The 16,612-nt window shown below is 73.5% G+C and carries 16 protein-coding genes; 3 read left to right on the top strand and 13 right to left on the bottom strand.

All coding sequences use genetic code 11. The annotated features are described in order from the left end of the window. Positions 1–157: 157 nt before the first annotated feature. Positions 158–1,318, bottom strand: coding sequence for a trans-sulfuration enzyme family protein (locus KME79_RS18140; protein WP_219545431.1), 1,161 nt, complete (start codon positions 1,316–1,318; stop codon positions 158–160). Between the two features lie 11 nt (positions 1,319–1,329). Between KME79_RS18140 and KME79_RS18135 the strand changes: the two genes are divergently transcribed. After that, positions 1,330–2,319: a LacI family DNA-binding transcriptional regulator gene (locus KME79_RS18135; protein WP_219545430.1), complete on the top strand. Its 990-nt coding sequence runs from the start codon at positions 1,330–1,332 to the stop codon at positions 2,317–2,319. Here the strand turns inward: KME79_RS18135 and KME79_RS18130 are convergent. From KME79_RS18130 to KME79_RS18075, 12 genes are all read right to left on the bottom strand, one after another. Further along, positions 2,316–3,329: an SseB family protein gene (locus KME79_RS18130; RefSeq protein ID WP_219545429.1), complete on the bottom strand. Its 1,014-nt coding sequence runs from the start codon at positions 3,327–3,329 to the stop codon at positions 2,316–2,318. The genes KME79_RS18135 and KME79_RS18130 overlap by 4 nt on opposite strands. After that, on the bottom strand, positions 3,322–4,977 hold the full coding sequence (locus tag KME79_RS18125; protein WP_219545428.1) for an IQM protein middle domain-containing protein: 1,656 nt from the start codon (positions 4,975–4,977) through the stop codon (positions 3,322–3,324). The genes KME79_RS18130 and KME79_RS18125 overlap by 8 nt, the downstream gene beginning before the upstream one ends. A gap of 58 nt (positions 4,978–5,035) precedes the next feature. Continuing rightward, positions 5,036–6,523: a sodium/solute symporter gene (locus tag KME79_RS18120; protein WP_219545427.1), complete on the bottom strand. Its 1,488-nt coding sequence runs from the start codon at positions 6,521–6,523 to the stop codon at positions 5,036–5,038. Then, entirely contained in the window at positions 6,520–6,900 is a 381-nt protein-coding gene (locus tag KME79_RS18115) for a hypothetical protein (RefSeq protein WP_219545426.1), read from the bottom strand. Before KME79_RS18115 ends, KME79_RS18120 begins: the two co-directional genes overlap by 4 nt. Before the next feature lie 57 nt (positions 6,901–6,957). Continuing rightward, the gene (locus KME79_RS18110; protein WP_148030597.1) at positions 6,958–7,707 is read right to left on the bottom strand and encodes a LytR/AlgR family response regulator transcription factor; all 750 of its coding nucleotides are present in this window, start codon (positions 7,705–7,707) and stop codon (positions 6,958–6,960) included. A 33-nt stretch (positions 7,708–7,740) separates the two neighbouring features. Beyond that, the gene (locus KME79_RS18105) at positions 7,741–8,919 is read right to left on the bottom strand and encodes a sensor histidine kinase (protein WP_219545425.1); all 1,179 of its coding nucleotides are present in this window, start codon (positions 8,917–8,919) and stop codon (positions 7,741–7,743) included. A gap of 3 nt (positions 8,920–8,922) precedes the next feature. Continuing rightward, positions 8,923–9,336: an HIT family protein gene (locus KME79_RS18100; RefSeq protein WP_148030595.1), complete on the bottom strand. Its 414-nt coding sequence runs from the start codon at positions 9,334–9,336 to the stop codon at positions 8,923–8,925. A 50-nt stretch (positions 9,337–9,386) separates the two neighbouring features. Next, positions 9,387–10,322, bottom strand: a complete 936-nt coding sequence (locus KME79_RS18095) for a YihY/virulence factor BrkB family protein (RefSeq protein ID WP_308248963.1) — start codon at positions 10,320–10,322, stop codon at positions 9,387–9,389. A 1-nt stretch (position 10,323) separates the two neighbouring features. After that, a complete protein-coding gene (locus tag KME79_RS18090) occupies positions 10,324–11,100 on the bottom strand; it encodes a DUF3618 domain-containing protein (protein WP_219545423.1) in 777 nt (258 codons plus the stop codon). Beyond that, entirely contained in the window at positions 11,097–11,477 is a 381-nt protein-coding gene (locus KME79_RS18085) for a phage holin family protein (protein WP_148030592.1), read from the bottom strand. The genes KME79_RS18090 and KME79_RS18085 overlap by 4 nt, the downstream gene beginning before the upstream one ends. Positions 11,478–11,609: 132 nt before the next feature. Further along, positions 11,610–11,774: a hypothetical protein gene (locus KME79_RS18080; RefSeq protein ID WP_219545422.1), complete on the bottom strand. Its 165-nt coding sequence runs from the start codon at positions 11,772–11,774 to the stop codon at positions 11,610–11,612. A gap of 22 nt (positions 11,775–11,796) precedes the next feature. After that, positions 11,797–12,840, bottom strand: a complete 1,044-nt coding sequence (locus KME79_RS18075; RefSeq protein ID WP_219545421.1) for a questin oxidase family protein — start codon at positions 12,838–12,840, stop codon at positions 11,797–11,799. A gap of 113 nt (positions 12,841–12,953) precedes the next feature. Here KME79_RS18075 and KME79_RS18070 point away from each other — a divergent pair, with 113 nt between their 5' ends. Together KME79_RS18070 and KME79_RS18065 are read left to right on the top strand one after the other, a co-directional pair. Further along, positions 12,954–15,854 (top strand): DEAD/DEAH box helicase, encoded by a 2,901-nt coding sequence (locus KME79_RS18070; RefSeq protein ID WP_219545420.1) that lies wholly within the window; start codon positions 12,954–12,956, stop codon positions 15,852–15,854. Between the two features lies 1 nt (position 15,855). Continuing rightward, positions 15,856–16,605 (top strand): SWIM zinc finger family protein, encoded by a 750-nt coding sequence (locus KME79_RS18065; protein ID WP_219545419.1) that lies wholly within the window; start codon positions 15,856–15,858, stop codon positions 16,603–16,605. Positions 16,606–16,612: the final 7 nt, after the last annotated feature.

Genomic DNA, 16,612 nt, shown 5'->3' with positions numbered 1-16,612 from the left:
GGAGATCTCGCGCGACGCCTGTCGCCGAGCCGCCGACGAGCGGCGTTCAACTGGAGAGCCGTTGCGGTGAATGGTCAATTGAGTACGACGAACGGTAGATCGGCCTTTCACCGTCCCCCCGCTCGTCGGGGAGCCGGCAGGTGGATGGACAGCGCTGTCAGGCGTCCCCCATCCGCTCCAGCGCGCCACCCAGGTCCTCGATCAGCGTCTCGGCCGGTTCCAGGCCGACCGAGAGCCGCACCAGCCCTGCCGGGATGCCCATGGTCGCCCGTACGCTCTCCTCGGTGGACAGCGCCGGCGCGTTGACCAGGCTCTCGAAGCCGCCCCACGACACCCCGACGCGGAAGTGGCGCAGCTCGTCCAGGAAGGCGGCGACCTCGTCGCGCTCTTCGGTGGCCAGCTCGAAGCTGAACAGGCTGGAGAAGCCCGACATCTGGCGCAGCGCCAGCCGGTGCCCGGGATGCGAGGGCAGCCCGGGGTGGTTGACCCGGCGCACCGCCGGATGACCCTCCAGGAACGCCGCCACCGCCAGCCCGCGCTCCTGGTGCGCGGCCATCCGCACCGGCAGCGTGCGCAGGCCCCTGATGACCTTGGCCGCGTCGTGCGGTGACATGGCGGCGCCGTAGAGCTGGTACTCGGTCAGGGCCAGCGGCCTGATCAGCCGGGACGGGCCCGCCACCACCCCGCCCACGAGGTCGCTGTGGCCGCCCGCGTACTTCGACAGCGAGTGCACCACCAGGTCCACGCCCATGGTCAGCGGCTTCTGGAAGATCGGGGTGGACCAGGTGTTGTCCATCACGGTGACCAGGCCGTTCCCGGCCGCCCAGCGGGTGACGGCGGGGATGTCGAAGATCTCGTACCGCATGTACGAGGGAGACTCGAAGTAGAGTAGGCGGGTGTGGTCCTTGATAGCGCTGTCACACGCGTCGAGATCGACCACATGCGTATGCGTCACGCCGAACTTCTCCAGGTAACGCAGAAACTGGGTGGTCGGCCCGTACACCGCGCCCAGCACCAGCACGTGGTCGCCCGCCGACACCAGCGAGGAGATCGTCGCGGAGATCGCGCCCATGCCGGAGGCGAAACACTTGGCCCGCTCGGCCCGCTCCAGCGCGGCCAGCTTGCGCTGCGCCAGGTCGACGGTGGGGTTGGTGCCGCGCCAGTAGACGTACCGCTCGTCCTCGTTCCTGATCGCCTCGCCCAGCTCGGCCGCGTTGGGGAAGGTGAACAGCGAGTTCTCGAAGATCGGCGGGTTGACCGCGCCCAGCATCCAGGGCTCGTCCTCGCCGAGGCGTCCGCAGATCCATTCATCGTCCATGAGGGGACACTATGACAGCGACCCAGGGGGAACCGACCATGGTGGACGTCGCCCGGCACGCGGGCGTGAGCCTCAAGACCGTCTCCCGGGTGGTCAACCAGGAGCCGCACGTGAGCGCGGCGCTGCGGCAGCGGGTGCGGGCGTCGATCAGCGCGCTCGGCTTCCGGCGCAACGAGGCGGCCAGCCGGCTGGCGCGCGGCGCCACCATGCTGACGCTCGGGCTGATCATGGAGAACATCTCCAACGAGTTCTACTCCCGGCTGGCCAAGGCGGTCGAGGCGGCGGCGGACGAGCACGAGGCGCTGGTCGTGTTCGGCTCCTACGAGGAGCGGCCGGAACGCGAGCGCATGCTGGTGGAGTCCATGTACGCGCGGGGCGTGGACTCGCTCATCATCGTCCCCTCCCCCGCCGACCATTCGTGGCTGGCCGGGCATCCTGGGCTGGAGACGGTGTTCGTGGACCGGCTGCCGCCCGGGCTGGAGGGGGCCGACGTGGTGGCGCTGGACGACGTCAGGGGCGGGCTGATCGCGACCGAGCACCTGCTGGCGCGCGGCCACCGCCGGATCGCGCTCATCTCCGACGACGACGGGCTCAGCTCGGTGCACGACCGCGCGACGGGCTACCGCACGGCGCTGGGGGCGGCGCTGGACGAGTCCCTGGTGGTGCGCGGGGTGTTCGACCCGTGGCGGGTCTCCCGCGAGGTGGAGCGCCTGCTCGGCCTGCCCTCGCCGCCGACGGCGTTCTTCGCCGCGAACAACCGGGCCGCGATCGGCATCCTGCAGGCGCTGCGCGAACGCCCGGAACGCCCCGCGTACGTGGGATTCGATGACTTCGCGCTGGCCGACGTGTTCGACCCCGGCGTGACCGTGGTCCGCTACGACGTCGACCGGCTCGCGCGCGGCGCGGTGGACCTGCTGCTGGACCGCTCGGGTGCGGGCCGCCGGGTCAAGATCCCGGTGGAGCTGGTCGCGCGCGGCTCCGGCGAGATCCCGCCGCCCTAGCCCGGCCCTCCGGCGGCGAAGGCGGTGGCGTACGCGGTGCCGGGGTCGACCAGCACACCGTAGCCCTCGGGGATGAGGTCGAGCAGGTCCTTTCCGGTGGCCGAGAAGAAGCGCGGCTCCGTCTCGTCCTTTCCTGCCGCCGCGAACGCGGCCAGCGCCTCGGGAAGGGTGAACGCCGGCACCAGCCCGGCCCCCGGCGGCCCGACGGCGACGACGCCGGGGCTCTCGGTGGCCTGGCAGTAGAGGCGGGTGCGCAGGAAGGCTTCGTAGGTGGACCTGCTCACCCGGACCGGCTCCTCGCCCGCCAACGTGGCGATCGAGTTCTCCAGTCGCAGCAGGTAGGCGAGCCAGCCGGAGCCCGCGCCGCCCCTGGAGGCGGCGTTCAGGCCGTCCGTGAGGTCGTCGATCTCCTCCGGGACGAAGCCGGTGACGTGCAGGAACGCCGCCAGGACGTCCTCGGGGGCGCGCCCGGGACGCGGACGCGCCAGCACGGCCACGTCGCGGCTGCCCTGCCACCACGGCTCCACCAGGGCCACCTCGTCCCCGGAGTTCAGCCGCATGGGCTGCCAGCTGCCGCCGCCGGCGAATCCGTAGAAGGCGCCATGGAGCCGGTGGGCGGCCTCCTGCCCGTCCAGGTGCAGCCGGGCGATCGCCCGGAAGTCGCCGAGGTCCGGCGACGGGTCGTGCCGCATGACCAGGAAGGGCAGCTCAGGCCAGGGTCGCAGGAGGTCCATGTGCTCCAGCACCCGGCGCAGGAAATCACGGATGTCCTGCTCGTCATGCGGGACGGGCGGATCCGGCAGCAGGTCGAGGAGACGTTCCCCGGAGTCCAGGGCCTCCCGGAGCGCCTCGTGCTCCTCCTCGCGCGTGAAGCCGCCGAACGGCTCCAGCACCAGCCCCCCGGCCCTCCACCGGACGAGGTCGTCGTCCCAGACCGGCTTGAACTGCACGGTGTAGAGCAGGGACCAGACCACGCGGCGCCAGCCCCACGGCGGCGGCAAGTCACCCACTGGTGTATCCCTCCTTGATCACGCCTTCGAAGTCCACTCCGGCTCTTCGCAGGCGGTCGATGGCCCGCTGGAGATCCTCGGGGCCGGGGCGGTAGTGACCGCTATGACGGGAAACTGCCTTCAGGACCCCATTCTTCACTTCGAGGTCTCCGGCCGCCGCCACTTCGCCACCGCGCAGGAAGCTGGAGTGGTGGAATCTGCCTACGGTGTGCTCCGGGTTCGCGTAGAGGTTCCCGTATCGATCCATGACGAAGATGGCGCGCCCCTCTCCCGAGAAGTGGGCACTCGCCTCGCTGGTGTCGAACGGCTTCCCGGTCACGTCGTAGAGCTTCCCGTCGTGGACCACCAAGCGTTTGCTCTCAAGCTCTTGAGCGTCAAGGTACTGCACGCCGGTGCGCTCCTCCCCCACGTGCTGGCGCCGCATCGGGATGGTTCTCAGGGGCGGGCCGTCGGCGGCGGTCCTGGGCGGGGGGATCGGGGAACCGTCCGGGAGGCGGGGACCGGCCCGCGTGGCCGCGCCGGTGAGTCGGCCCGCGCGGGTGGCGGCCGCGCCGGCCCCGAGCAGGACCTCGGGGATGAGGCGGCCGAACCAGCGGGCCGGGTTCTCCGTCAGCGTCTCCCAGTCGACGGCCGACTTGGCGAACTCCAGCGGGTGCTCGGCCGCGAACTCCCCCGCGTCGTACGCCGCCCGCGCGCGTTCCACCGGGCCTGAGGGGTTGGTGATGAGGCCGCCCAGCGAGTGCTCCCAGCCGAACCGGGCGGCGCCGATGACGGCTTCCGCGGCGCCCTGGGCCAGGGGTACGGCCACGCGCTCCGCGTACTGGTGGGCGAGGCCGCCCGCGGCGGGCACGAGGCCGGCCACCTGGTCGGCCCAGAAGGCGCCGACACGGGACAGCGTGTCGGTGACCCCGTCGGTGACCGTCTCCGTGACCGTGTCCGCTACCGTCCCGTTCGCCGTGCCAGCCGCTGTGCCGGTGGCCGGGCCGGGTGCCGTGCCGGTGGCCGGGCCGGGTGCCGTGCCGGTGGCCGGGCCGGGTGCCGTGCCGGTGGCCGGGCCGAGGGCGGGGCCGTCGAAGGCTGACTGCGGGGGTGGGTCGGGTGCGGGGGCGGGGGTGGTCTTGAGCAGGTCGGCGCGGCGGCGGCGCAGGTCGGGGCGCTGGTCGGCCAGCCAGGCGCCGGCGCGGACGACGTCCTGGCCGGGCGCGCTGTCGAGGCCGACGCTGACGAGCGTCGCCGCCAGGCTCTGACCGGCAAGCTGCCAGGATTCGGCGACCTCGGCCAGTTCGGCGTCGATGGCCTGCATGAGGTCGGGGTCGCCGCCCACGAAGCCCCCGGGCGGCTCGCGCAGCGGCACGGGCGGACGGCGCGGGTGCGGAGCTGGCACGCGGGGCGGGTCGCCGCGGGCCGTGGCGAGGCGTTCGACCTGGCGGAAGGCCCGGGTGAAGGCCCGGCCGACCTCTGCGCACCGGTCCACCAGGCCGGCGTGTAATCGGGCGGCCCTGGGGCCGAGCAGCGCGCCGTCGCCGAAGAGCCGGAAGGCCCGGTCGAGCGCGTCGCCCTGCTCCTCGGCCAGGCGGGCGACGGCGCGCAGCGCCCGCGCGGCCTCGTCCGGGGTGGCCATGGCGTACCCCCGCCTGTCGGTGGACACGCCGAGCGTAAGGAGGCCGCGCGGTTCCTATGCTGCGATATTCCCGTTTTCTATGGGATCAGGACGATCGGGGACGCCAGTCGCCGCGGTCGAGGTCGAGGTTCTCCGGGGTGTGCAGGCGGACCATGATCCTGGCCACGCCCCTGGGCACGCGGTGCTGGGTGACGAACGACACCACCACCATGACCAGGAACGCGATCGGCACGGTCCACGCGGCGGGCTGGGCCAGCAGCGCGCCCAGCATGCCGTCGTACGGGCCGCCGGTGATCGTGACGAGGACCGCCAGGCAGGCCAGCCCGCCGCCGGCGAACAGCCCCGCCAGCGCGCCGGTCGTGGACAGTCTTCGCCACCAGATGCCGAGCACCAGCAGCGGGCAGAACGACGAGGCGGCCACCGCGAACGCCAGCCCGACCACGTCGGCCACCGGCAGCGCCCGCGCCCACAGGGCCAGCGCCAGCGGCACCGCGACGGCCATCAGCGTGGCGATCCTGAACGAGCGCACCCCGCCCTTGAGCAGGTCCTGCGCGATCACGCCGGCCACGGAGACGGTCAGCCCCGAGGAGGTGGACAGGAACGCGGCGAACGCTCCGGCGGTGACGAGCGCGGTCAGCAGGTCGCCGAGGGTGCCGCCGATCATCCGGGAGGGCAGCGTCAGCACCACGGTGTCCGTGCGGACCAGGTCGGTCGCGTACAGCCGGCCGAGCCAGCCGTACACGGCCGGCAGCAGGTAGAAGGCGCCGAGCAGCGACAGCACGACGAGCGTGGTGCGGCGGGCGGCCCGGCCGTCGGGGTTGGTGTAGAAGCGGACGAGCACGTGCGGCAGCCCCATCGTGCCCAGGAAGGTGGCCAGGATCAGGGAGTACGTCGAGTACACCCCGTACTCCCTGGGCCCGCCCAGCGGGGTGAGCCAGAGTCCGGTGTCCTCCGGGCTCAGCGGGGGCGCCCCGTCGGCCCGCCAGGCGAGCAGCAGGAACACCACGGGCACGGCCAGCGCGGTCAGCTTGAGCCAGTACTGGAACGCCTGCACGAACGTGATGGACCGCATGCCGCCCGACAGCACGTTGATCACCACCACGCCGGCGACCAGCAGCCCGCCCGCCCACACCGGCGCGCCGGTGATCGTCCGCAGCACCAGGCCCGCGCTCTGGAACTGCGGCATGAGGTACAGCCAGCCGATGAGCACCACGAGCACGCTGGCGGTGCGCCGCACCATCATGGACTCGAGCCGGGCCTCGGCGAAGTCGGGCAGCGTGTAGGCGCCCGAGCGGCGCAGCGGCGCCGACACCAGCACGAGCAGCACCAGGTAGCCGCCGGTCCAGCCGACCGGCAGCCACAGCATGTCGACGCCGTACGACAGGATGAGCCCGGCGACGCCCAGGAACGAGGCCGCCGACAGATACTCGCCGCCGATCGCCGAGGCGTTCCACAGCGGGCTGACGGTGCGGGAGGCGACGTAGAAGTCGGAGGTCGTGCGGGAGACGCGGATGCCGAACGCGCCGATGAGCACGGTCGCCACCACGACGATGAGGACGGCGGCCAGGCTCACGGACGGTCGACCAGGTCGGCGAAGTGGCGCTCGTTGCGCTCGGCCTGGCGTACGTACAGCCAGGCCCCGATGACGAAGGCCGGGTAGATCAGCCCCGCCAGCACGGCCCACGGCAGCGGGATCCCGAGCACGTCGACCTCGGCGAGCTCGGGGATGAGCAGGAACAGCAGCGGCAGCCCGCACACCACGCAGGCCAGCACGGTGCAGACGAACATGGCCAGCCGGAACTGGGTGCGCAGCAGCGAGCGCATGTAGACCTCGCCGAGGTCCGTCTGCTCGTCGATCTCCCGGGTCGCCGGGAAGCGGGGTCTGCGCGTGGCGGCGGTGTGGGGGCTGGTGACCGCCACCCGGCGGCCGGGACGGGGTTCAGGGCTCACAGGTCTGACGTCTCCTGGGGCAGTGGCTCAATAGGATCTCCCCTTCCCTGGCGCGGCTCATTCGGGCCTGTGCCGCCGGGCTCGGCGGACGAGGAGGTCGCGCAGCTCACGGGTGTGGCGGCGGCTGACGGGGATCTCGGTGTCTCCGACCCGGACCGTGCACCGGCCGGAGTCGATGTGCAGCTCGACGATGTGCTTGACCGCGACCAGGTGGCTGCGGTGCACGCGGACGAACCCGGCCGCCGCCCACCGCTCCTCCAGCGTGGCCAGCGGGATGCGCACGAGGTGGCTGCCGGTGGCGGTGTGCAGGCGGGCGTAGTCGCCGTGCGCCTCCACGTAGATGACGTCGGCGCTGGACACGAACCGGGTCACCCCGCCCAGCTCGACCGGGATCGTGTCGGTCTCGGCGCCGTCGACGGGCACGTCGGCCGAGACCGCGACCCGTCTGATCGCCTCGGCCAGGCGTTCCGGGCGCACAGGTTTGAGCAGGTAGTCCTCGGCCTTGATCTCGAAGGCGTCGACGGCGTGCTCCTCGTACGCGGTCACGAACACCACCCGCGGCGGGTTGGCGAACTGGGACAGCAGCCTGCCCAGCACCACCCCGTCGAGGCCGCGCATCCTGATGTCGAGGAAGACCGCGTCGATCGGCCGGCCTTCGGCGATGGCCCGGTCCAGCAGGCGCAGCGCGGCGGCCCCGTCGCGGGCGGTGGCCACCTCGCCGATCCGTGGGTCGGCGCGGAGCAAGTAGGAGAGATCTTCCAGGGCGGGAAGTTCGTCGTCCACCGCGAGCACCCGAAGTTGCGCCATGTACAGTGATAAAACCGACAACAAAGATCCAGGTCAACGGGCTGAGACGCCTGGGTGATATTTCGGCAACCTGACGTTGACCTTCGTGCCCGCTCCGCGGCCCGTCTCGACGACCAGCCCGTACTCGTCGCCGTACACCTGACGCAGCCGCAGGTCGACGTTGGCCAGCCCGACGCCGCCCGCCGGCGGGATCTCACCTGCGAGGATGCGCCGCAGCCTGTCGGGGTCCATGCCGAGACCGTCGTCCTCGACGCTGATGCGGCACTCGGCGCCGGCGTCCTCCGCCATGATCGCGATGCGGCCGACGCCGTCCTTGCTCTCCAGGCCGTGCCTGACGGCGTTCTCGACGAGCGGCTGCAGGCACAGGAACGGCACCGCGACCGGCAGCACCTCCGGCGCGATGCGCAGCGTCACCTGGAGCTGGTCGCCGAAGCGGGCGCGCTCCAGGATCAGGTAGCGGTCGATGGAGCGCAGCTCCTCGGCGAGCGTGGTGAACTCGCCGTGCCGCCGGAAGGAGTAGCGGGTGAAGTCGGCGAACTCCAGCAGCAGCTCCCTGGCCCGCTCCGGGTCGGTGCGGACGAACGAGGCGATCGTGGTGAGGGAGTTGTAGATGAAGTGCGGGGAGATCTGCGCGCGCAGCGCCCGCACCTCGGCCTCCATCAGCAGCGTGCGGGAGCGGTCGAGCTCGGCCAGCTCCAGCTGGGAGTCGACCCAGCCCGCCACCTCCTGGGCGGCGCGGACCAGCCCGGCGGAGGCGTGCTGGCCGTAGGCGGCGAGCGTGCCGACGACCCGGTCGTCGGTGGTCAGCGGCACCACCACGGCCTGCCTGATCGGGCATTCGAGCAGGTCGCAGGAGATGCTCAGCACCTGCGTGCGACCGTCTCCGAGCGTCGCGCGGGCGTGCTCGAACGCCTCCCCCGCGTGGTGCTCGCCCTCGCCGTCGTACACCAGCAGCCGCTCGCCGTCGGTGATCGCCAGCGCGGGCGAGCCGAGCAGCCGGCGCAGGTGGCGCGAGGCGCGGTCGGCGCCGTCGGCGGTGAGGCCCGCGCGCAGCGGCGGTCCGGCGAGCGAGGCGGTGTGCAGGGTCTCGAACGTGGCGCGCTCGGCCGGGCTGGTGCCGAGCTCGCGCCGGCCGCGCATGACCCGCCACAGCACGATCGCGGGCACGGCGACGATCGCCGCCACGACCGCGATGCCGACCAGGAGCTCCACGGCTCAGCCCGCGGTGAGGGCGCCGGCGACGCGTCCGGCGTAGTCCTGCGCCTCCTCGGGGGAGGCGTACTTGGTGCGCGGCCAGAAGAAGCCGCGCAGGCCGTCCTTGGGGTTGCGCGGGACGACGTGCACGTGCAGGTGGGGGACGCTCTGGCTGACGCGGTTGTTCATCGCGACGAAGGTGCCGCCCGCGCCCAGGCCCTCCTCGACGGCGCCGGCCATGGCGCGGACCCGGTCGAAGAAGGGGCCGACGTCGGCGAGGTCGGCCAGCGTCTCGATGTGCGCCCGCGGCACGACGAGCACGTGGCCCTTGAAGACCGGGCGGGCGTCGAGGAACGAGACGGCCACCTCGTCCTCGTGGACCAGGGTGGCGGGCCGCTCCCCGGCGATGATCTCGCAGAACAGATCGGTGCTCACCGGCGCACCCTACTCCACGGCCGTCGCCGGGGTCGCCTGTCTCCGCACGGTCACCCGGGCAGCGAATCGGGCTTCGGCGGGTCCCTGGGGACGGCGTACGGCTCCTGCTCCGCGGGCTTCCCCTCGGCCACCCGGCGCTCCCTGATCAGCTCGGCGTCCAGCTCGGCGCCGAACAGCAGCGCCATGTTCGACAGCCACAGCCAGATCAGGAAGACCACGACCGTGGCGAGCGTCCCGTACGTCTTGTTGTAGGAGCCGAAGTTGGCCACGTACACGGCGAAACCGGTCGAGACGATCAGCCACAGGACGACCGCCAGCAGCCCGCCGGGCGTCAGCCAGCGCACCCCGGGCTGGCGCACGTTCGGCGCGGCCCAGTACAGCACCATGATCAGGCCGACCGCGATCAGCGCGAGCACCGGCCACTTGGCCACGTTCCAGGCGGTCACCGCGGTCTCGCCCAGGCCGAGCGCCTCACCGGCGACGCGGGACAGGTCGCCGGTCAGCGTGACCGCGACGGCGGCGGCGGCCAGCAGGACCATCAGCATGATCGTGAGGCCGAGCCGGAGCGGGGTGAGCTTGTAGAACGGGCGGCCCTCGTCGATGTCGTAGATCTCGTTGCAGGCCCTGATGAACGCCGCGATGTAACCGGACGAGGACCACAGCGCGACGGCCAGGCCGAGGATCGCCGCCAGGCCCGGCCGGCTCGCCTGCTGGACGCCCTGCAGGCCCTGGGTCAGCAGGTCGCGGACCTCGGCGGGGGCCAGCGTGACCGCGTTCCCGAAGAGCGTGCTCGCGTTCTGCTGGCCGAACAGGCCGAGCAGCGACACGAACACGATCAGGGCGGGGAAGATGGACAGCACCGCGTAGTAGGTGAGCGACGCGGCCAGGTCCTGGACGCGGTCGTTCTTGAACTCCACGGCCGTGCGCCTGACGACGCGCCACCAGGACCGGCCCGTCAGTTCGGCGGGGGTCTCGGGGGGTGTCACGTCATAGACCCCGGCGGCGCCGGTCGGCACGGCGGAGGATCAGCGCGACCACCGCGCCGGCGACCGCGAATCCCAGGACCGGCCGCAGGTAGTCGTTGCCGGCGGCGTTCTCCCGTGCCTTGTCCTTCAGTTCGAGTGCCCTGCCGGACATCTCGGCCGCCCTGGCCCTGGCGGTCCCGCCCATCTCGGCCGCTCGGGTCTTCGCGGTGCCGCCCATCTCGCCGGCCCTGGCCTTCGCCGTGCCGCTCATCTCGGCCGCCTTGGCCTTGGCGGTGCCGACCATCGCGGCGGCGCGCTCCTTGGCCGACTCGGCCGCCTCGGCCGCCCGGCTCTTGACGTCCACCTTGTGGGCCAGCGCGCTCACGGTCTCGCCGAGTTCGCGGCGGGTCTCCCTGATGCTCTCGCGGACCTGTTCCTCCTCGTCGCCGCTCACGGCGGCCCGGCGCGCGCGGTCGGTGAGCGGCGTCGCGATGGAGCCCCGGTCCTGGTAGGGAGTGGTCGACTCGGGGACCCGCGTGCCGCCGCCGCGCAGCGACTCCTCCTCCACGGCGCGGGAGTGGATCGCCTCCGCGCGGTCGTCCGGCTCCGGCCCCTCGGGGATGAACGTCTCGTGCGGCTCGCGGCGGAGCTCCGCCTCGTGCGCGTTCTCGGCCGCGCCGCCCCGCGTGACGGGCACGTTGATGGATTCGGGGTCCGTCGGGGTGCCGACCGTCGCCCTGCGTGAACCCACGTCGCCCGCGTACTGGTCGTCGGAGTATCCCGGGTTCGTCTCACTCATCGGTGTGCTCCCTCCCTGACCGCGCCGATGTCGGCCTTCACGCTGGCGATCGTCTCCCTGGGAACGGGCGGGGTGGCCTGCTGGACCTGCTTCTTGCCGGCCAGGCCCAGCACCGCCGCGGTCGCGAGCAGCACCACGGCCACGATCGCGGCCGCCAGCCAGGCGGGCATGACGAGCGCGAGCAGCATCACGACGGCCGCCACGAGCACGGCGCCGCCGAAGAGCCCGACGATGCCCGCGGCGCCCACGATGCCGGCGCCGAGGCCGGCGCGCTTGCCCTTGCGCGTGAGTTCGAGCTTGGCCAGCCGGAGCTCGTCCCTGACGAGCCGGGAGACCTGCTCGGACAGATCGCTGACTAGTTTCTGGGTGTCGTTCACGACGTCGCCTCCTCCGTCGAGGAGTGCGCCTACCCACCTATACCGCCTTCTATCACGACCCTTCAGGCCGGTGATCAGCGCGGATTCCGGGCAGCGCGAAGCCGCGCGACCGCTCGGGCCGCGCGGGCTCTCTCAGCGCTTGGCGGCGCGCAGCAGGAAGTCGACGACCCGTACGACGGGCGAGGCGGGCGCCTCGCACCAGTTGGCGGGCTGCTTCGGCTTGCTCCACGGAGAGGGGAGCTCGCACGAGGGAGCCTGCGGCTTGGGCCGCTCACACCACGATCCGGGAGGATTCATACTTCCACTGTACAACCGGGCATCACGCTTTCAGCGGCTGAATGGAGCGGGACGCGCGCACGACCGCCGCGAGGGCGTCCGGGTCGGCGGTGCGTTCGTACACGTCCAGCGCGGTGTCGGCCAGCTTGATCACGTGCTCGTCGCCGTGCGCGACGGCCCGGTCGAACGCCTCCTGCGCGGAGCCGGGCGCGGCGGGCAGCTCCCGCCCGGTCACCGGCCCCGCGGGCCCGTACGCGGCCGTGACCGCGGCGGCGGCGGCCCACGCCGCGTCGAGGCTCGGCACCCAGAGGGAGGCGGGCAGGGCGGGCAGCGTGCGGAGCACCGCCGTAGGAGCGGTCGCCGAGTGGATCAGCATGACGGGCGAGCCGTGCGCGTGGGTGAGGTAGCGCAGGGTGGCGGCGTCGGCCAGCGCGGCGAGCCGGTCCCTGGCCTCGCCGGCGCCCGAGGCCGGGGCCAGCGCGGCGACCGACGGCTCCCAGCCGCCGGTGCCGGCGAGCTGGCGGAGCCGGTGGTCGATGTCCCGGCTCTGGTCGGCCACCCGCGGCACCCCGGCCAGCGCGCCCGACGGCGTCTCCGTGCCGGACGGCGGGGCCGCTCCGGCCACGGGCTGCCAGCGTGCCGCCCAGTAGCCGAGCGCCTGCCCCAGCTCGGCGAGCCGCGGCCCGTCCTCCAGCTCCAGCAGGGCGTGGACCGCGTGGCCGGTGCGGATGACTCCGTGGGTCGCCCCGGCCGCGATGCCGGGCAGCAGCCGCGGCCACCACTCCTCCAGCACGGCCCGCCACGGCCGTTCCTTCGTCTCCCGCTCGAAGAACCGCAGCCAGTCGCCGAGCCGTCGCGGGTCGCCCAGCGCTTCCCGCCAGTCGTCCCCGATCGCGCGGGTGCCGCCGGGAGCCTCCTCCAGGCGGGCGGTGTAGGCGTCCAGCCAGCGGTGGACCTCGCGGGCGTGCCCGCGCCTGACCATCGACTCGACCGCCATCGGGCCGTGGTTGCTCAGCCAGCCGTCGAACTCGGGGCCGGTGCGGTGCAGCCGCTCGAACGCCTCTTCCAGGGTGCCGCTGTCGTCCATGCACCCGACGCTAGCCCCGCCCGCCCCCGCCGCGCCTCGGTCCTTGGGCCTAGGCGCCCTCCTCCGTTCGTCCTATGACGGATCGGCGGGGCGCCGGCGGGTAACCTGCCGGGGTGCTGGTCGTACACGGGGTGTGGGCGGGAGAAGGGCTGGCCTTCTGGGCGGAGCAGCCCGCGCGGGCTGCGGGCGGGCCCGGCCGGCATCCGTTCGCCGCGCCGGTCCCCGCGCTGCGGGAGGCGCTCGGCGTCGACGGCGGGGGCGAGCCGGAGCTGGCGTTGCTGCTGCCGGGGACGGCGAAGGAGCCGATGCCCTCGCCCGAGACGGGGCGGCCCGCGACCGCGACGCGGCCCCGGTTGCGGGTGTGGCGGGTGCCCGCCGTGGTGCCGCCCGTCCCGGCCGCCCTGCGGGTGGTGGACGCCTACGACGGCAGCGCCACCGTCCGTCACTGGGCGGCCGCCGCCGGGTTCGCCCGCGACCTGGTACGGCGCGGCCGGGTGGTCCCGCGGCTGGTGGCGGCTCCCGGCGGCGCCTGCCGTGCGGTCTGGGAGCCGGTGGTCACCCGGGGTGACGCGGCGTACTTCAGGGAGCTGGCCCTGGCGATGCCGCCCGCGTCCCGTACCTCTGAGGTGGAGCGGCCGTCCGGGGAGGTGCTGTGGGAGGCGCTCGGGGCGTTCACCGACGCGCTGGTCCGTGAGGCGCTGCCCGAGCCGCTCGTCGAGCGGGCGGTGACGGCGCGCGAGCGGTGGCTGGCCGCCCTGACCGGCCCCGACGGCTCGTGCCCCGACGTGCCTGGCCTGCGCGAGGAACTGGACCGCTGGCGCGAGACGGTGGTGGCCGCCGAGGGCGCCGCGCGGGTGTGCTTCCGGCTGGTCGAGCCGGCCGAGGAGGACGAGGACGACCGGGACCTCGACGCGGGGTGGCGGGTGGAGCTGGCTCTGCAGGGGGTGGAGGACCCGAGCCTGTACGTGCCCGCCGCGCGGGTGTGGCGCGGGGAGCCGGTGGCCGGGGTCCCGGCGGCGGAGCGGGAGCTGCTTGCCGGGCTCGGCCGGGCGGTGCGGCTCTATCCGGAGCTGGAGCGGGCGCTGCGCGTGGCCGAGCCGGGCGAGCTGGTGCTCGACACCGCGGGCGCGTTCGGGTTCCTCAAGGAGGCGGCGCCGCTGCTGCAGGCCGCCGGGTTCGGGGTGCTGCTCCCCCGCTGGGCCGGGCGGAACCGGCTGGGGCTGAAGGTGACGGCCAGGAGCAAGGGCCCGGGGGCGGTGGCCGGGCAGGGGCTGGGGCTGCGCGAGCTGGTCGGCTTCCGGGTCGACCTGGCCGTGGCCGGGGAGACGATCGGCGAGGAGGAGCTGGCCGAGCTGGCCCGGTTGAAGGTGCCGCTGGTCCGGGTGCGCGGCCGGTGGGTGGAGCTGGACGAGCGGCAGCTGGCGGCCGCGCTGCGGGTGGTCGGCGGCGAGCGGGCCGGTGAGGCGCCGGCGGCCGACCTGCTGCGGCAGGTGGTCCGGGGCGACGGCGAGCTGCCGCTGCTGGAGGTGGACGCCGACGGGGTGCTCGGCGACCTGCTGTCCGGCGAGACGGAGCGGCGGCTGCGGCCGATCGGCACGCCCGCGGGCATCGACGCGACGCTCCGCCCTTACCAGGAGCGGGGGCTGGCCTGGCTGAGCTTCCTGTCGGAGCTGGGGCTGGGCGGGATCCTGGCCGACGACATGGGGCTGGGCAAGACGATCACCACCCTGGCGCTGCTGGTCCACGAGGGGACGGGGCCGACGCTGCTGGTGTGCCCGATGTCGCTGCTGGGCAACTGGCAGCGGGAGGCGGCCCGGTTCGCGCCGGGCCTGCGCGTGTACACCCACCACGGCCCCGGCCGCGACCCCGCGCTCATCGCCGGCGCTGACCTGGTCCTCACCACGTACGGCACGGCGCAGCGGGACCTGGAGGCGCTGCGCGGGGTCTCCTGGCGGCGGGTGGTGTGCGACGAGGCGCAGGCGATCAAGAACAGCGGCACGCTCCAGGCCAGGGCGGTCCGGGCGATCCCGGCGGCGCAGCGGCTGGCGCTGACCGGGACCCCGGTGGAGAACCACCTGGCCGAGCTCTGGTCGATCATGGAGTTCGCCAACCAGGGGCTGCTGGGGACGCGGGCCGGGTTCAGGGAGCGGTTCCAGGAGCCGATCGAGGCCCGGCAGGACGAGGAGGCGGCGCACGCGCTCAGGCGGGCGACCGGGCCGTTCATCCTGCGGCGCGTCAAGACCGACAAGTCGGTGATCAGCGACCTGCCGGAGAAGCTGGAGATCAAGGAGTGGTGCCCGCTCACCACCGAGCAGGCGTCGCTCTACCAGGCGGTCGTGGACGACATGCTGGGCAAGATCGACGGCAGCGAGGGGATCGAGCGGCGCGGGCTGGTGCTGGCGACCGTGGCCAAGCTCAAGCAGGTCTGCAACCACCCGGCCCACCTGCTCAAGGACGGCTCCCGGCTGGCCGGCAGGTCGGGCAAGCTGCAGCGGCTGGAGCAGCTCGCCGAGGAGATCCTGGCCGAGGGCGAGAAGGCGCTGGTGTTCACCCAGTACACCGAGTTCGGCGCCATGCTCCAGCCCTACCTGGCGCGGCGGCTGGACCGGCCGGTGCTCTGGCTGCACGGCGGCCTGCCGAAGAAGGCCCGCGACCGGCTGGTCGACCGCTTCCAGGAGGACGGCGAGCCGATGCTGTTCCTGCTGTCGCTCAGGGCGGCGGGCGTCGGGCTCAACCTGACCGCCGCCAGTCACGTCGTCCACGTCGACCGCTGGTGGAACCCGGCCGTCGAGGACCAGGCCACCGACCGCGCCTTCCGCATCGGCCAGCGCAAGAACGTGCAGGTCCGCAAGCTGATCTGCGCCGGCACGCTGGAGGAGCGGGTCGACGAGCTGATGGAGCGCAAGAAGGCGCTGGCCGAGCGGGTGGTGGGCACCGGCGAGGACTGGCTGACGGATCTGTCGACGCGGGAGCTGCGCGAGGTGTTCCGGCTGACTTCGGAGGCGGTGGCCTGAGATGCGGTACGGGACCCCGATCAAGGTCGAGGGCGGCCTCCGCGCCCGGTCGAGGCGCGGCTCGATCGGGTCGGCGTGGTGGTCGCGGCGGTTCATCGACATCCTGGAGCGCGTCTGCGACCGGGGCAGGCTCTCACGCGGGCGCGGCTACGCCAGAGCCGGGCAGGTGCTGTCCATCGACCTGTCGCCCGGCCTGGTGTCGGCCGCCGTGCAGGGTTCGCGGCGCACCCCGTACGAGGTGACGATCGCGATCGAGGCGTACGGCGAGGAGCGCTGGGAGACGCTGGAGTCGGCGATCGCCGAGCAGGCGGTCTACCGGGCCAAGCTGCTGGCCGGGGAGATGCCGGAGGAGATCGAGGAGCTGTTCGCCTCGGTCGGCGTCGACCTGTTCCCGCGCGATCTCGGCATGGACTGCTCGTGTCCCGACTGGGGGTTCCCGTGCAAGCACGTGTCGGCGGTGCTGTACCTGCTGGCGGAGTCGTTCGACGAGGACCCGTTCCTGGTGCTGGCGTGGCGCGGGCGGGGGCGCGCGGAGCTGCTGGGCTCGCTCGCCGCCCGGCCCGCCGCGGGCGTCCCGGCGGTGGCGGACGTGCCGTTCGCGGAGCGGCTGGCGGACTTCTACACGCCGGGCGGCAGCGCGCACCCGCCGGAGCGCCGCCCGGCGGGCTCGGACCTGCTCCCCCGGCTCTTCCCGCCGCCCGCGGACCTGGCCGCCCCGCTCGGCGTCGCCTACCGCCGGCTGGGTGAGTGAGCCGGGG

The organism is Nonomuraea harbinensis, from assembly GCF_019396385.1.
Lineage (GTDB): Bacteria > Actinomycetota > Actinomycetes > Streptosporangiales > Streptosporangiaceae > Nonomuraea > Nonomuraea ferruginea.
Note: the sequence above shows the minus strand (reverse complement) of the source record. Positions and strands in the feature narration are given on the sequence as shown.

What these genes read in the sequence shown, in the direction of transcription:
- KME79_RS18090 (WP_219545423.1), bottom strand. Translation starts at nt 11,100, where the DNA reads ATGAGTGAGACGAACCCGGGATACTCCGACGACCAGTACGCGGGCGAC.
- KME79_RS18080 (WP_219545422.1), bottom strand. Translation starts at nt 11,774, where the DNA reads ATGAATCCTCCCGGATCGTGGTGTGAGCGGCCCAAGCCGCAGGCTCCC.
- KME79_RS18065 (WP_219545419.1), top strand. Translation starts at nt 15,856, where the DNA reads ATGCGGTACGGGACCCCGATCAAGGTCGAGGGCGGCCTCCGCGCCCGG.
- KME79_RS18140 (WP_219545431.1), bottom strand. Translation starts at nt 1,318, where the DNA reads ATGGACGATGAATGGATCTGCGGACGCCTCGGCGAGGACGAGCCCTGG.
- KME79_RS18135 (WP_219545430.1), top strand. Translation starts at nt 1,330, where the DNA reads ATGACAGCGACCCAGGGGGAACCGACCATGGTGGACGTCGCCCGGCAC.
- KME79_RS18110 (WP_148030597.1), bottom strand. Translation starts at nt 7,707, where the DNA reads ATGGCGCAACTTCGGGTGCTCGCGGTGGACGACGAACTTCCCGCCCTG.
- KME79_RS18075 (WP_219545421.1), bottom strand. Translation starts at nt 12,840, where the DNA reads ATGGACGACAGCGGCACCCTGGAAGAGGCGTTCGAGCGGCTGCACCGC.